Origin of the sequence: Streptomyces sp. NPDC006925 (genome assembly GCF_042869575.1) — a bacterium.
Classification (GTDB): Bacteria; Actinomycetota; Actinomycetes; order Streptomycetales; family Streptomycetaceae; genus Streptomyces.
In genome coordinates this window covers 1-14,423 of sequence record NZ_JBIAGB010000011.1, presented here as the reverse complement: position 1 = coordinate 14,423, position 14,423 = coordinate 1, and the positions used below count along the sequence as shown (strand labels likewise).

Below are 14,423 nucleotides of genomic sequence, written 5' to 3'. Positions count from 1 at the left end.
CGTCGTGGGTGCGTACATCTGTGCCGGTGGGGCCGTGGGTGCCGGTCATATCCGCCCCGCTCTGCGCTCGGTGGCCAGCAGCCACACCAGGTACCCGCCGCCCACCACCCCGGTGATCACGCCCACCGGGAGCTGGTGCCCCCCGAAAGCCCGCTGGGCGAGCAGATCGGCGCAGATCAGCAGCAGGGTGCCCATGCACAGGGAAGGCAGCAGATTGGGGCCCGGCGCCTTCGTCAGCCGCCGGGCGAGCTGCGGGGCGCACAGCGCGACGAAGGAGACCGGCCCCGCCGCGGCGGCCGAGAGCGCCACCAGCAGGATCCCGGCGACCAGCAGCGCGAGCCGGGTGTGTTCGACGCGGACACCGAGCGCGTACGCCGCGTCGTCACCCATCTCCATCATTCCCAGCGCACGTCCGCAGCCGAGCAGCACCAGCGGGACGAGCACCAGCATGCCCAGGGCCAGCGGCAGGACGTCGCCCCAGCCGCGCCCGTCCAGGCTGCCGGTCATCCACAGCACGGCGCGGGACGCCTCGGTGAGGCCGGCGCGGGTGATGAGGTAGCTGTTGACGCCGGTCAGGATGGCGGTGGTGCCGACCCCGACGAGCACCAGCCGGTAGCCGTGCATGCCGCGGTTCCAGGCGAGGGCGTAGATCAGCGTGCCGGTGACGAGTGCCCCGGCCACGGCGCCGCCCGCGAGCAGGGCGCTGCTGCCGCCCACGGCGAAGATGACCAGCAGCGCCCCGGCCGCCGCTCCGTTGGTGAAGCCGAGGATGTCCGGGCTGCCGAGCGGGTTGCGGACGACGGCCTGGAAGACGGCGCCGCTCAGCCCCAGGCTCGCGCCGACGAGCAGGGCGGTCGCGGTGCGGGGGAGCCGCAGCTCGTTCACGATGAACGCGTCGGCGGGGTCGCCCTGTCCGAGCAGGGTGCGCAGTACGTCGCCGGGCGGCATCGGGTACTCGCCGCTGCCGATCGCGAACACGGCGGCGACCAGCGCGAGCAGCAGGCAGCCGGCGCCGACCAGCAGGGCGCGCGGACGGTAGCCGACCGAGAGGCCGCCCGCGGTGCGGACGACGCGGGAACGGGTGCCGGTGAGGCTCATGCGTGTGCCACCCTCCGCTTGCGCACGAAGTAGAGGAAGAGCGGTCCGCCCAGGACCACGGTCACGATGCCGACCTGCAGTTCGCCGGGGCGGCCCAGGATCCGTCCGAGGATGTCGGCGCCGAGCAGCAGCACGGGGGCCAGGACGGCGCAGTACGGCAGCATCCAGCGCTGGTCGGGGCCGGTGAGCGCGCGCACCATGTGCGGCACCATCAGTCCGACGAAGACGATCGGCCCGCAGGCCGCGGTGGCGGCGCCGCACAGCAGGGTGATGGCCACGATGGCGGCGGCGCGGGTCCTGGCGGGCCGGGAGCCGAGGGCGCGGGCCGCGTCGTCGCCGAGCGCGAGCGCGTTCAGCGGCCGGGCCAGCGCCAGCGCGACCAGCGCGCCGACCGCGATGAAGGGCAGGGCCGAGAGGACCGTGGCGTCCTGGGCGCGGGCGAGCGAGCCGACCATCCAGAACCGCATCCGGTCCAGCGAAGCGGTGTCCAGGAGCTGCACGGCGCTCACGTAGGAGATCAGCGCCGCGTTGAGCGCCGTCCCCGCCAGGGCGAGCCGGGCGGGGGTGGCGCCGCGGCCGCCGCCCACGGCGTAGACGAGTACGGAGACCGCCGCGGCGCCCAGGAAGGCGAAGCCGATGTACCCGGTGTATCCGGCGACGCCGAAGAAGGAGATGGCGGTGACGACGGCCGCGGCGGCACCCGCGTTGATGCCCAGCAGGCCGGGGTCGGCCAGCGGGTTGCGGGTGAGCGCCTGCATGACGCCGCCCGCCAGACCGAGTGCGGCACCGGCGAGCAGACCGAGGAAGGTGCGCGGCAGCCGCATCTCGTGGACGACGGGGTAGCTCGCCGAGCCGCTGTCCAGCAGTCCCGACCACGCCTCCCCCAGGGAGAGCGGCCGGGCGCCGAGGGCGAGGCTGAGCAGGGCGACGAGCAGCAGGACGAGAGTGGCGGCCAGCAGCCCGGCGGCCCGGGCGAGCGGCGCCCGGGCCCTGGCGGGCCGTTCCGGGCGGGCCGCGGGCGGCTGCTGCTCGACCACCGAACCCCTATGCGACTGCGGGGACTTGGGGAGAGTCACGTACGCGCTCCGGTAGGGGCCGGGGAATCGTGCCGCCCGGCCACTGGACAACAACAACTTTGGTTAGGTTAGCCTAACTGGGAACTCGGCCCCATGGCCGCCCCGCATGGACGTCCGCGGCCTGCCCGCGGTGCGTTCGCAGCACGTCGAGAGAAGGCCGGAGAGAAAATGCCCAGCTCCTCCCCCATGTCCCCGCTTTCGCGCCGCGGCCTGCTCGCCGCGGGTGGCGCCGTCGGCCTCGGCGCGCTGCTCACCGCCTGCGGAAGTGACGACTCCGGATCCGGTTCGGGCAGTGACCCGAAGGGCAAGGGCTGGTCCTTCACCGACGGCCGCGGCGAGAAGGTCTCCCTGGACGCCGTGCCGCAGCGGATCGTCGCCTACACGGCCACGGCCGCCGCGCTGTGGGACTTCGGCGTCCGCGACCAGGTCGTCGGCGTCTTCGGTCCGACCAAGCAGAAGAACGGCGACCCCGACGTGCTCGCCGGGGACATGGACATCTCCAAGGTGGAGATCATCGGCAACGCCTTCGGCGAGTTCGACCTGGAGAAGTACGCCAAGCTCCGTCCGCAGTTGCTGATCAGCAACATGTACCTCAAGGACGCGCTCTTCTACGTCCCGGACGAGAGCAAGGACAAGATCTACAAGCTGGCTCCGCACGTGGCCATGAAGGCCGCCGGGGTGCCGATGCTGGAGGTCGTACAGCAGTACGCGAAGCTCGCCGAGTCGCTGGGCGCGGATGTGAAGGCCAAGGCCGTCACCGACGCCAAGGCCCGCTTCGAGAAGGCCGCCGAGCGGCTGCGCAAGGCAGCGAAGAGCGGCATCCGCGTGATGGCCGCCGCCGGGGCACCCGACCTGTTCTACGTCTCGGACCCGGACGCCAGCACCGACCTGCAGTACTTCAAGGAGCTGGGGGTGGACTTCGTGAAGCCGAAGAAGCTCAGCAAGCAGGGCTTCTTCGAGGAGCTGAGCTGGGAGAACGCCGACAAGTACGAGGCCGACCTGATCATCCTGGACAACCGCACCCAGTCCCTGCAGCCCAAGGCCCTCGCCTCGAAGCCGACCTGGAAGGACCTGCCGGCCGTCAAGGCGGACCAGGTCGCCCCCTGGGCGGCGGAGCCCCGCTTCTCCTACGCGGGCGCCGCACCGCTGCTGGAGAACCTCGCGGAGGCGATCGAGAAGGCCAAGAAGGTCCGCTGACCCGCCGCGGGGCCCGTCAGCCCCGGCCCGCACCGTCCGCCCCCGCCCGCACCGCCCGACCCCGTCCCTCCCGGGAGGAGCAGTCACGATGAGCACTTCCAGCACGGCGCAGTCCGCGCCTTCCACCGTTCCGTTCGAGTTCTTCGCTCTGCACGTCGTCCGGACCCGCCGACTGGGTCCGACCCTGCTGCGGGTCACCTTCGGAGGCGAAGGACTGGACCGGTTCGCCTCCGGGGGCCGCGACCAGCGCGTCAAGCTCTTCCTGCCGCAACCGGGTCAGACCGCGCCGGTGGTCCCCGTCGAGGCGGGCACGGAGTGGTTCGCCGAGTGGCGGGCGATGGACGAGAACATCCGCGGGATCATGCGCAGTTACACCGTGCGCGCACTGCGCAAGGGCAGCCAGTACGGCGCCGCGGACGAGCTGGACATCGACTTCGCGCTGCACGGCGAGATCGGCCCCGCCTCGCGCTGGGCGCTGCGGGCCACGCCCGGGGACCGGGTGACGCTGCTCGGTCCGGTCGTCGAGGACAACGCCGGCGTCGACTTCCGGCCGCCCGAGGGCACCGACTGGGTACTGCTGAGCGGTGACGAGACGGCCCTGCCCGCCATCGGGGCCGTACTGGAGTGGCTGCCCGCCGGGATGCCGGTGCGGGTGTTCGCCGAGGTCGCGCACCGGGAGGACATCCAGGACCTGCCGACCCTCTCGGACGCGCGGATCACCTGGCTGGTGCGGGACGAGTCCGGGAGCCGGACGGCCGGTTCGCGGACCGAGCGCGCGGTGTCGGCGGTGCGCTCGGCCGGGCTGCCCTCGGGCACGCCCTACGCGTGGCTCGCGGGCGAGGCCGGCACGGTCAAGGCCCTGCGGCGCCATCTGGTGAACGAGCGGGGCTTCGACCGCCGGGCGGTCGCCTTCACCGGCTACTGGCGCGCCGGCACCACGGAGGAGCAGTTGGTCGCCGAGGCCCTCGCGGCCGCGGCGAGCTGAGGCATCCCGGCCGGCCGCGGCGAGCCGGGGAGCGAGCGTTCGGTGTCCGGCCGCCACACGGTCCCCGGCCTCGGCCCCGGCCTCAGAACCCCAGCCGGGTCAGGGCCTTCTCCGCGTCCAGTCGGCACTCCGCGGTCCCGGCCGTCGACCAGGCGGCCCCGCACAGGGCCCGCAGCCCGTCGGCCGGATCACCGTCCCCCGCCACCTCCAGCCGCCCGTCCTCGGCCCGGGCGCTCCAGCCGCCGCACCCGGCGGCGCCGTCCGGCCCCACCGTCACCTCCGGTTGGGGCTCCAGCAGACCCCGCAGGTCGCGGGCCACATACGTGGGGCGGTGCACCGGGGAGGCGGCGAGCAGCCGGGCCGCGTCGGTCACCCCGGTCAGGACCAGCAGCGAGTCCACGCCCCCCGCGTGCGCCCCTTCGATGTCGGTGTCCAGCCGGTCGCCGACGACCAGCGGGTGCCGCGCACCGGTGCGCAGGATGGACTCCCGGTGCATCGGCGGCAGCGGTTTGCCCGCCACCTCGGGCTCGGGCGGCGTGCGCATCCACCGGGTCGCGAGGCGCACGACCTCCACGGCCGAGCCGTTGCCCGGTGCGATGCCGCGCCCGCTGGGGATGGTCAGATCGGTGTTGGAGGCGAACCACGGCACCCCGCGCTGCACGGCGAGCGCCGCCTCCACCAGCCGCCCCCACTCCATCGACGGCCCTCCATAGCCCTGCACGACGGCCGCGGGCTCCTCGTCCGCCGTCTCGACGACGGTCAGCTCCCGCTCCGCCAGCGCGGCCCGAAGCCCCTCGGCGCCCACGGCCAGAACCCGCGCACCGTGCGGCATCCGCTCGGCGACGAGCCGGGCGACGGCCTGCGCCGAGGTGACGACCTCGTCGGCCGCCGCGGGCACACCCAGCTCCGTCAGATGCGCGGCGACCACCTGCGGAGTGCGGGCCGCGTTGTTGGTCACATACGCCGTCCGCAGCCCGCTCCCGCGGGCCGCGGCGAGGGAGTCGACGGCGTGGGGCACGGCCTCTCCCCCGGCGTAGACGACCCCGTCCAGATCCAGCAGTGCCGTGTCGTACGCGGTGTGCAGCGCACGCTCGCTGGCCTGCGGGGCGCGCCGCGGCGCCGGTGCCGCCGTGTCGGAGGCGGGGCTGTCGTGCATCAGGGGTCGCTCCTCGTGCTCTCTCCCGGGGGACGCGGACGCCGGGGCCGGCCTGCGCGCGGTACCGATCCTCTCGCACCCTCCGCACCCCTGCGCCCCCTGTGCCCCACTCCTGCGGCCGCGGGGCACCGGCATACCATGCACGGATGACCGTCCGAGGACTGAGACTCACCCCGTTCCGGGGGCTGCGCTACGTGCCGGAGAAGGTCAGCAGCCTCGCTGCCGTGACCTCACCCCCGTACGACGTGGTGGTCCGGCCGGACGGGCTGCGGCACCTGGAGACCGCGGACCCGTACAACATCGTGCGGCTCATCCTGCCCCAGGCCGAGGATCCGGCGGCGCGACACCGCAAGGCCGCCGCGACCCTGCGCCGCTGGCGGGACGAAGGGGTGCTGGCGCGCGATCCGCAGCCCGCGCTGTACGTCTACGAGCAGCGCAAGGGCGAGCTGCTGCAACGCGGCCTGATCGGTGCCCTGCGGCTGTCGGCCCCCGAGGAGGGGATCGTGCTCCCGCACGAGGCGGTGATGGACGAGGTCGTGGCCGACCGCGCGGAGCTGATGGGCGAGATGGCCGCCAACCCCGAGCCGTTGCTGCTCTCCTACCGCGGCGACGGCACCCGCAGCGGCGCGACCGCCGTCATCGAGCGGACCATACGCGGCGCGCCGCTGGCGGCGACGACCACCGAGGACGGTTTCGCGCACCGGCTGTGGGCGGTCACGGATCCGGCCGAACTCGCCCAGGTGGACGCCGAGCTGTCCCGGCACAGCGCGCTGATCGCCGACGGGCACCACCGCTGGGCCACCTATCTGCGGCTTCGCGCCGAACAGGGCGACCGGGCCGAGGAGTCGCCGTGGAACCACGGCCTGGTCCTGCTGGTGGACACCGCGCGCTATCCGCTGCAGGTACGCGCCATCCACCGGATACTGCCCAGGCTGCCGGTGAAGCGGGCGCTCGACCTCCTCGACCGCGCGGAGACACCCTTCCGGGTGCGCACACTGGAGGCGCCGCTGGACGAGGCGCTGGAGGAGCTGGCGGACACCCCGGGGAACGCGTTCCTGCTGACCGGGGGTGACGGTGTCTTCCATCTGCTCGACCGGCCCGCCCCTGCGCTGCTGGAGCGCACGGTCCCGGCGGACCGGCCCGCGGCGTGGCGCCGGCTGGACGCCACGGTGCTGCACTCCACGCTGCTGGACGCGGTCTGGCAGGTGCCCGACCGCCCGGAGGACATCGGCTATCTGCACGACGTCGGGGCGGCGTTGGAACAGGCGGCGGCGCACGGCGGCACGGCCGTGCTGCTGCGGCCCGTTCCGGAGTCGACGGTGCGGGCGCTCGCCGAGCGCGGTGTGACGATGCCCCGCAAGTCGACCTCGTTCGGCCCCAAGCCCGCCACCGGACTGGTGCTGCGCACCCTGCGCTGACCGACGGCCCGCGGCCCGCGCGCCGTGGGCCGACTGCCCGCCGCGGCCCGCGCCGCCCGCGGGCCGCTCCCATGCCCCTCGCGGATCGCCCCGAGGCCCCCTTGCATGCGGACGGACAGGGTTGGTTAGGCTAGCCTTACCTGACCGCGCGAGTCGCGCGGTGTGCCACGTCCGTGTCAGGAGGACACTTCATGAGCAGCAGGTCACACCTGCTCAACGACGGGACAGCGGAGCACTACAGGCGCTCCCTCACACACGGCGTCGAACGGGTCGCCGCGAGACTCGCCGGCACCGAGCAGCCCTTCACCGGCGTCACCCCGGCCGAGCTCGCCCCCACCGTGTCCGCCGTGGACCTGGAGAAGCCCCTGGGCACGGCGAGCGAGGCACTGGACGAGCTGGAGCGCGTGTACCTCCGCGACGCCGTCTACTTCCACCACCCGCGCTACCTCGCGCACCTCAACTGCCCCGTGGTCATCCCGGCCGTGCTCGGAGAAGCCGTGCTCTCCGCCGTCAACTCCTCCCTGGACACCTGGGACCAGAGCGCGGGCGGCACCCTGATCGAGCGGCGACTCGTGACCTGGACCGCGCAGCGCGTGGGCTTCGGCGCGTCCGCCGACGGCATCTTCACCAGCGGCGGTTCGCAGTCCAATCTGCAGGCGCTGCTGCTGGCCCGCGAAGAGGCCTGCCGCCTGGTGCGCAAGAACTCCGAGACCGCGCTCAGCACCCCGCAGATCCTGCCGAAGCTGCGGATCCTCACCTCCGAGTGCAGCCACTTCAGCATCGAGAAGGCTGCGGTGCTGCTGGGACTGGGCACCGAGGCCGTCGTCCCGGTGCCCTGCGACGAGCAGCGGCGGATGCGCGTGGACGCGCTGAGCGAGGAGATGGCCCGCTGCGAGCGGGCCGGCGAGACGGTGATGGCCGTCGTCGCCACCGCCGGCACCACCGACTTCGGCAGCATCGATCCGCTGCCCGCCGTCGCCGACCTGTGCGAGCGGGCGGGCGCCTGGCTGCACGTGGACGCCGCCTACGGCTGCGGCCTGCTCACCTCGCGCCGCCGCCGAGGACTGCTGGCCGGTATCGAACGTGCCGACTCGGTGACCGTCGACTACCACAAGTCCTTCTTCCAGCCGGTGAGTTCCAGCGCCGTCCTGGTCCGCGACGGGAACACACTGCGCCACGTCACCTACCACGCCGACTACCTCAACCCGGCGCGCAGCGTGGAGCGGGAGATACCCAATCAGGTCGACAAGTCGCTCCAGACCACGCGGCGGTTCGACGCGCTCAAGCTCTGGATGACACTGCGGGTGATGGGCGCCGACGCGCTCGGCGAGCTGTTCGACGAGTGCGTGGACCGGGCCGCCGAGGCCTGGCGCCTGCTGGACGCCGACGAGCGGTTCGACGTCGTCGTCGAACCCCGGCTCTCCACCCTCGTCTTCCGCCACCTGCCGCGCGGCGCGGACGCCGCGCTCACCGACCGGGCGAATCTGCACGCGCGCGACGCGCTGTTCGCCTCCGGCGAGGCCATCGTCGCCGGCACCGTGGTCGACGGCCACCACCACCTCAAGTTCACCCTGCTCAACCCGGAGACCTCGACGGCGGACATCGCCGCGGTCCTGGACCTGATCGCCGCACACGCCGACCGGTACGCCGCCGAGCACGGCGCGGTCCACCCGCCCGCCCTCAGCACCGCCCCGGCATGCTGACCGATCCGACCCGGAGCCCCCACGTGACGCCCTCCAGCGCCAGTCCCGCCGACCCGCCCGTCCACGATTTCGTCGCCATCGGCGTGGGCCCCTTCAACCTGGGCCTCGCCTGTCTGACCGCACCGATAGCGGAGCTCGACGGGATCTTCCTGGACGACAAGCCGGAGTTCGACTGGCACCCGGGCATGATGCTGGACGCCAGCACCCTGCAGACCCCGTTCCTGTCCGACCTGGTCACCCTGGCCGATCCCACCTCGCCGTTCTCCTTCCTCAACTACCTCAAGGAGTCCGGTCGGCTGTACGCGTTCTACATACGCGAGAGCTTCTATCCGCTCCGTGCGGAGTTCAGCGACTACTGCCGCTGGGCGGCCGACCGCCTGGGCGGCACGGTGCGGTTCGGTCACCGCGTCACATCGGTCGAGTACGACGAGGCCGACGGTCTCTACACCGTCCACGCCGAGCACCTGCCCGACGGAGAGCACCGCGCCTTCCGCACCCGGAAGCTCGTCCTGGGCACCGGCACCCCGCCGCACCTCCCGGGGCCCTGCCAGGACCTGGGCGGCGACCTGCTCCACAACTCCCGCTACCTGGAGCACAAGGAGGCGCTGCAGCGGAAGAAGAGCATCACTCTGATCGGCAGCGGCCAGAGCGCGGCGGAGATCTACTACGACCTCCTCCAGGACATCGACACCCACGGCTACTCGCTCACCTGGCTCACCCGCTCCCCCCGGTTCTTCCCCCTCGAATACACCAAGCTGACGCTGGAGATGACCTCCCCGGAGTACGTGGACTACTTCCACTCCCTCCCGGCCGACACCCGGGACAGCCTGGTCGCCTCCCAGAAGAACCTCTACAAGGGCATCAACTCCGAGCTGATCGACGCCATCTTCGACCTGCTCTACCAGAAGAACCGCCGCGCCCCCTGCCCCACCCGGCTGATGACCAACACCGCGCTCACCGACGCCGCCTTCGACGAGTCGGACGGCACCTACACCCTCGGGCTGCGCCAGGAAGAGCAGAAACGTGACTTCAGCCTCACCACCGAGGGACTGATCCTGGCCACCGGCTACCGCTACCAGCGGCCGGACTTCCTCGGCCCGATCACCGACCGCATCGAATGGGACGCCCAGGGCCGCTTCGCCGTACGCCGCGACTACAGCATCGACACCTCCGGGCAGGAGATCTACGTACAGAACGCGGAGCTGCACACCCACGGCTTCGTGGCACCCGACCTGGGCATGGCCGCCTACCGCAACTCCTGCATCATCCGCGAACTGCTCGGCCGGGAGGCCTACCCCGTCGAGAAGTCCATCGCCTTCCAGGAGTTCACTGCTCCGGCGGACGCACCTGCCGCGCCCGCCACGGCCCCGGAGGCAGCGCTGTGACCACCGCCGACGCCACCGTCTTCACCCGCACCGACGAAGCCCTGGGCGCCCTCTCGCTGCGCCCCGTCGACCCGCTCGCCGACACCGGGCTGCTGCACCGCTGGGTGACGCACCCCAAGTCCGCGTTCTACCTGCTGCAGGACGCCACACTGCCCGACGTGGAACGCGAGTTCATGAGCATCGCGGCCTCCCCGCACCACGACGCCTTCCTCGGCCTCCACCGGGGAGAGCCCGCCTTCCTCATGGAGCGCTACGACCCCCGGTACGTGGAACTGGCCGGGCTCTACCCGCACCGGCCGGGCGACGTCGGCATGCACTTCCTGTGCGCGCCCACCGAGCAGCCCGTCCACGGCTTCACCCGCACGGTGCTCACCACCGTCATGGCGATGCTCTTCTCCGACGCCGGCACCCGGCGCGTCGTCGTCGAACCGGACGTCCGCAACACCGCCGTACACGCCCTCAACGAGGCCGTGGGCTTCCGCGTCGACTCCACCCTCACCAAGCCGGAGAAGGAAGCCCTGCTCAGCTTCTGCACCCGCGAGCAGTTCCGGACCGCCACAGGAGAAACCCCCGCATGACGCTCCCTCTCACCCCACGGCCCACGCAGCCGCACGAAGCCATCACCCACCTCACCCCCGAACGCTGGGAGCGGGCGACCCGGCTCCTGATCCGCAAAGCCCTCGCGGAGTTCAGCCACGAACGACTGCTGGACCCGACTCCGCTGGACGGCCAGGAGCACCGGTACGCGGTCCGCTCCGACGACGGCGCCACCGAGTACCGCTTCACGGCCCGCCGCTCGGCCCTCGACCACTGGCAGGTCGACGCCGACAGCGTCACCCGACACCGCGCGGGGAGCGAACTCCCGCTGGACGCCCTGGCGTTCGTCACGGAACTGCGCACCACCCTGGGCCTGGGCGAGGAGATCCTCCCCGTCTACCTGGAGGAGGTCAGCAGCACCCTGGCCAGTACCGCCTTCAAGCTGGCGGCCACACCCAGGACCGCGGCGGAGCTGGCCGGGGCCGACTTCCAGGCCATCGAGTCCGGGATGACCGAGGGCCACCCCTGCTTCGTCGCCAACAACGGCCGGCTCGGCTTCGACAGCTCCGAGTACCGTGCCTACGCGCCCGAGGCCGGAGCGCCCGTACGGCTGGTCTGGATCGCCGCGCACCGCACCCGCACCACCTTCACCACCGGCACCGACCTCAGCTACGACAAGCTGCTGCTCTCCGAACTCCCCGCCGCCACCCTGCGCCGCTTCTCCACCACCATGACCGAACAGGGCCTGGACCTGGACGACTACTACCTCGTCCCCGTCCACCCCTGGCAGTGGTGGAACAAGCTCTCGGTGACCTTCGCCGCCGAGATCGCCCAGCGCTCCCTGGTCTGCCTGGGCCACGGCGACGACGCGTACCTGGCCCAGCAGTCGATCCGCACCTTCTTCAACGCCGACCACCCCGAGAAGCACTATGTGAAGACCGCGCTCTCGGTCCTCAACATGGGCTTCGTCCGCGGCCTGTCCGCCACCTACATGGAGGCCACGCCCGCCATCAACGACTGGCTGGCCGAACTGGTGGCAGGCGACGTCATCCTGCGCGGCACCGGCCTGGGGCTGCTGCGCGAACGCGCCGCCGTCGGCTACCACCCCGCCCCCTACGAGGCCGCGGCCCCCAAGGGCTCCCCCTATCTCAAGATGCTGGCGGCCCTCTGGCGGGAGAGCCCGGCACCGTTCCTCGACGAGGGCGAGAAGCCGGCCACCATGGCGTCGCTCCTGCACGTCGACCGCGACGGCGACTCCTTCGCCGCGGCCCTCGTACGGCAGTCGGGCCTGGAGCCCGCCGAGTGGCTCCGCGCCTACCTCCACGCCTACCTGACCCCGCTCCTGCACTGCTTCTACGCCTACGACCTGGTGTTCATGCCACACGGCGAGAACGTGATCCTGGTCCTGGACGCGCACGGCGTGCCCCGCCGCGTGCTCTTCAAGGACCTGGCCGAGGAGATCGCGGTCATGAGCCGGGACGCCGAACTGCCGCCCGAGGTGGAACGCATCCGCGCGGACGTCCCGGAGGACATGAAGATCCTCTCCCTGTTCACCGACGTCTTCGACTGCTTCTTCCGCTTCCTGGCCCCCACCCTCGACACGGCGGGAGTCCTGGACGAGGACACGTTCTGGTCGACGGTGGCCGAGGTGGCGAAGGACTACCAGAAGTCGACCCCCGAGCTGGCCGACCGGCACGCCCGGTACGACCTGTTCGCCGACGAGTTCGCCCTCTCCTGCCTCAACCGCCTCCAGCTCCGCAACAACCAGCAGATGGTCGACCTCCAGGACCCGGCCGGCGCCCTACAGCTGACGGGCACCCTCCGCAACCCCCTGGCCCGGTACCGGTAGCAGCACACCCCTCGGGCACAGCAGAAGGGCGGACCCTTCGAGAGGGTCCGCCCTTCTGTCCATCCGACCGCATGTCTGCGCCGACGCGCCCGCCCGCGGCCCGCCGCGGCCGGGCGACCGGGCACCCGGTGCTCAGTCCTCGGCGGGGGGCTCCTCGTCGGCGTCCTCGTCGAGGGCGTCGATGAACTCGACACCGTCCAGCTCGGCCAGCCGGTCGGACGCGTCGGTCACCCCGCCCTGGTCGGCCTCCAGCGCCTTGGCGAACCAGTCGCGTGCCTCGTCACGCCGCCCCACCTCCAGCAGCGCGTCCGCGTAGGCGTACCGGAGCCGGGCCGTCCACGGCTGCGTCGAGTGGGAGGCCAGCTCCGGGCTCTGCAGCGTGACCACCGCGGCGTCCGGCTGCCCCATGTCCCGGCGCGCTCCGGCCGCGACCAGCCGCATCTCGACCTGCTCGGCCTTGTCGAGCTTCTGCACCTCCGGCTCGCCGGCCATCGCCAGCGCCTTCTCCGGACGGCCCAGCCCACGCTCGCAGTCGGCCATCACCGGCCACAGGTGCTGGAGCCCGGTCATCCGCCGGGCAGCGCGGAACTCGGCGAGTGCCTCCGCGTACTTCTGCACCCCGTACGCCGCGAACCCGGCGGCCTCCCGCACCGAAGGCACCCGCGACGCGAGCCGCAGCGCCACCTTTGCGTACGCGTACGCCTGCTCGGGGTCCTCGTCCAGCAGCCGCGACACCATCACCAGGTTCCGGGCGACGTCCCCGGCCAGTGTCTTCGGCAGGCTCATCAGCTCCTGCCTGACGTCCTTGTCCAGCTCGTCCCCGGTGACGTCCTCGTCGATCGGCAGGCGCCGCAGCGGCTCCCGATCCGGCCGCTCCTGGCGCCGGTCCCGGTCCCCGCGCCCGGCGTACGGCCGCTCCCGGTCCCCGCCCCGGCGGAAGCCGCCGCCGCGGTTGTCGTCGCGGCGGAAGCCACCGCCACCACGCCGGTCGTCGCGCCGGTCGTCGCGGCCGTTCCTGCGGTCGTCCGGACGACCGTCCCTGCGGTCGTCACGCCCGCGGGCGCCGCCCTGACCATACGGCCGCCGGCCGCCGCGCTCGTCGTCCCGGCGCGGACCACGGCCGCCCTGCGGGCGCCTGGCATCCCGGGGCTCGCTCCGGTCCCGGCCGTCGCGAGCGTCACGGCTCTCACCGCTGTCACGGCGGAAGGGTGCCCGCCCGCGGTCGTCCCGCTGCGGCCGGTCCCCCCGGTATCCGCCACGCCGCTCCTCGCCGCGGCCGTCACGTCCCCGGTCATCGCGTCCCCGGTCATCGCGGCGCGGGCGCTCGTCTCGTCCCCGGTCATCGCGGCGCGGGCGCTCGTCGCGCCCACGGTTGTCGCGGCGCGGGCGCTCGTCTCGTCCCCGGTCATCGCGGCGCGGGCGCTCGTCGCGCCCACGGTTGTCGCGACGGTCATCCGGCCGACCGTCCCGGCGGTCGTCCCGGCGGAAGCCGGAGCCGCCCTGGCCGCCCGGTCGACGACGGTCGTCCCGGTCACGGCTGCCGAAGGCTCGCTCGTCACCACGTCCGCGGTCGTCCCTGCGGCGCTCGTCGTCGCGCCGGTCGTCACGCCGGTCGTTGCGCCGGTAGCCCTGCGACGCACCGCGCTCGCCCCGCCGGAATCCCCCACCTGCACGGTCACCGCCCTCGCGACCGGGGCCGCGGGTGCGCTCGCGGCCGTCGCCACCGGGCGGGCCGGACTGCCGCGGCCGCCGGTCGGCTCGGTCGCGGTCGTCTGAGGAGCTGGGGGACATCGATGACTCCTGTCTGCGGTACCTGCGTTTCGATTCTCGCGCAGGTGGTGGAACAACGCTCTTCGGAAAGCTGAGGACAGCAAAAAGCCCTTGGCCTCCAGCGCATGCACGCTGGAGGCCAAGGGCCATAAAGATTGTTCGGCGGCGTCCTACTCTCCCACACGCTCCCGCATGCAGTACCATCGGCGCTGAAAGGCTTAGCTTCCGGGTTCGGAATGTGACCGGGCG

The 14,423-nt window shown here is 72.7% G+C and carries 11 protein-coding genes and 1 rRNA gene; 7 read left to right on the top strand and 5 right to left on the bottom strand.

The window, feature by feature from the left end; translation table 11 throughout:
- Window positions 1–45: 45 nt before the first annotated feature.
- Together ACFYNS_RS16820 and ACFYNS_RS16815 are read right to left on the bottom strand one after the other, a co-directional pair.
- Entirely contained in the window at window positions 46–1,098 is a 1,053-nt protein-coding gene (locus tag ACFYNS_RS16820) for an iron chelate uptake ABC transporter family permease subunit (protein WP_360299967.1), read from the bottom strand.
- The gene (locus ACFYNS_RS16815; RefSeq protein ID WP_388603524.1) at window positions 1,095–2,174 is read right to left on the bottom strand and encodes a FecCD family ABC transporter permease; all 1,080 of its coding nucleotides are present in this window, start codon (window positions 2,172–2,174) and stop codon (window positions 1,095–1,097) included. Before ACFYNS_RS16815 ends, ACFYNS_RS16820 begins: the two co-directional genes overlap by 4 nt.
- A 168-nt stretch (window positions 2,175–2,342) precedes the next feature.
- Between ACFYNS_RS16815 and ACFYNS_RS16810 the strand changes: the two genes are divergently transcribed.
- A complete protein-coding gene (locus ACFYNS_RS16810) occupies window positions 2,343–3,371 on the top strand; it encodes an ABC transporter substrate-binding protein (protein ID WP_388603521.1) in 1,029 nt (342 codons plus the stop codon).
- 88 nt (window positions 3,372–3,459) lie between these two features.
- Entirely contained in the window at window positions 3,460–4,356 is an 897-nt protein-coding gene (locus ACFYNS_RS16805; protein ID WP_388603519.1) for a siderophore-interacting protein, read from the top strand.
- A gap of 82 nt (window positions 4,357–4,438) precedes the next feature.
- On the opposite strand, the gene ACFYNS_RS16800 is transcribed toward ACFYNS_RS16805, so the two are convergent.
- Window positions 4,439–5,512, bottom strand: a complete 1,074-nt coding sequence (locus ACFYNS_RS16800) for an HAD hydrolase-like protein (protein WP_360299976.1) — start codon at window positions 5,510–5,512, stop codon at window positions 4,439–4,441.
- Window positions 5,513–5,658: 146 nt separating this feature from the next.
- Here ACFYNS_RS16800 and ACFYNS_RS16795 point away from each other — a divergent pair, with 146 nt between their 5' ends.
- The 5 genes from ACFYNS_RS16795 (at window position 5,659) to ACFYNS_RS16775 (ending at window position 12,404) form a co-directional block, all read left to right on the top strand.
- Entirely contained in the window at window positions 5,659–6,930 is a 1,272-nt protein-coding gene (locus ACFYNS_RS16795; protein ID WP_360299979.1) for a DUF1015 domain-containing protein, read from the top strand.
- A gap of 191 nt (window positions 6,931–7,121) precedes the next feature.
- Window positions 7,122–8,633 carry a pyridoxal phosphate-dependent decarboxylase family protein gene (locus ACFYNS_RS16790; RefSeq protein ID WP_388603516.1) on the top strand — a complete coding sequence of 504 codons (1,512 nt, stop codon included), beginning with the start codon at window positions 7,122–7,124 and terminating at the stop codon, window positions 8,631–8,633.
- On the top strand, window positions 8,627–10,018 hold the full coding sequence (locus tag ACFYNS_RS16785) for a lysine N(6)-hydroxylase/L-ornithine N(5)-oxygenase family protein (RefSeq protein ID WP_388603514.1): 1,392 nt from the start codon (window positions 8,627–8,629) through the stop codon (window positions 10,016–10,018). The genes ACFYNS_RS16790 and ACFYNS_RS16785 overlap by 7 nt, the downstream gene beginning before the upstream one ends.
- A complete protein-coding gene (locus ACFYNS_RS16780) occupies window positions 10,015–10,596 on the top strand; it encodes a GNAT family N-acetyltransferase (protein WP_388603512.1) in 582 nt (193 codons plus the stop codon). The genes ACFYNS_RS16785 and ACFYNS_RS16780 overlap by 4 nt, the downstream gene beginning before the upstream one ends.
- A complete protein-coding gene (locus ACFYNS_RS16775) occupies window positions 10,593–12,404 on the top strand; it encodes an IucA/IucC family siderophore biosynthesis protein (RefSeq protein WP_360303107.1) in 1,812 nt (603 codons plus the stop codon). The genes ACFYNS_RS16780 and ACFYNS_RS16775 overlap by 4 nt, the downstream gene beginning before the upstream one ends.
- Before the next feature lie 132 nt (window positions 12,405–12,536).
- Here ACFYNS_RS16775 and ACFYNS_RS16770 read toward each other — a convergent pair whose 3' ends face one another.
- Window positions 12,537–14,195, bottom strand: coding sequence for a tetratricopeptide repeat protein (locus ACFYNS_RS16770; protein WP_388603509.1), 1,659 nt, complete (start codon window positions 14,193–14,195; stop codon window positions 12,537–12,539).
- A gap of 136 nt (window positions 14,196–14,331) precedes the next feature.
- A 5S ribosomal RNA gene (gene rrf, locus ACFYNS_RS16765) occupies window positions 14,332–14,423 on the bottom strand; the annotation flags it as partial.

Coding starts and splice junctions, on each gene's coding strand:
- ACFYNS_RS16820 (WP_360299967.1), bottom strand. CDS start 1,098: ATGAGCCTCACCGGCACCCGTTCCCGCGTCGTCCGCACCGCGGGCGGC.
- ACFYNS_RS16810 (WP_388603521.1), top strand. CDS start 2,343: ATGCCCAGCTCCTCCCCCATGTCCCCGCTTTCGCGCCGCGGCCTGCTC.
- ACFYNS_RS16805 (WP_388603519.1), top strand. CDS start 3,460: ATGAGCACTTCCAGCACGGCGCAGTCCGCGCCTTCCACCGTTCCGTTC.
- ACFYNS_RS16800 (WP_360299976.1), bottom strand. CDS start 5,512: ATGCACGACAGCCCCGCCTCCGACACGGCGGCACCGGCGCCGCGGCGC.
- ACFYNS_RS16795 (WP_360299979.1), top strand. CDS start 5,659: ATGACCGTCCGAGGACTGAGACTCACCCCGTTCCGGGGGCTGCGCTAC.
- ACFYNS_RS16790 (WP_388603516.1), top strand. CDS start 7,122: ATGAGCAGCAGGTCACACCTGCTCAACGACGGGACAGCGGAGCACTAC.
- ACFYNS_RS16785 (WP_388603514.1), top strand. CDS start 8,627: ATGCTGACCGATCCGACCCGGAGCCCCCACGTGACGCCCTCCAGCGCC.
- ACFYNS_RS16775 (WP_360303107.1), top strand. CDS start 10,593: ATGACGCTCCCTCTCACCCCACGGCCCACGCAGCCGCACGAAGCCATC.
- ACFYNS_RS16770 (WP_388603509.1), bottom strand. CDS start 14,195: ATGTCCCCCAGCTCCTCAGACGACCGCGACCGAGCCGACCGGCGGCCG.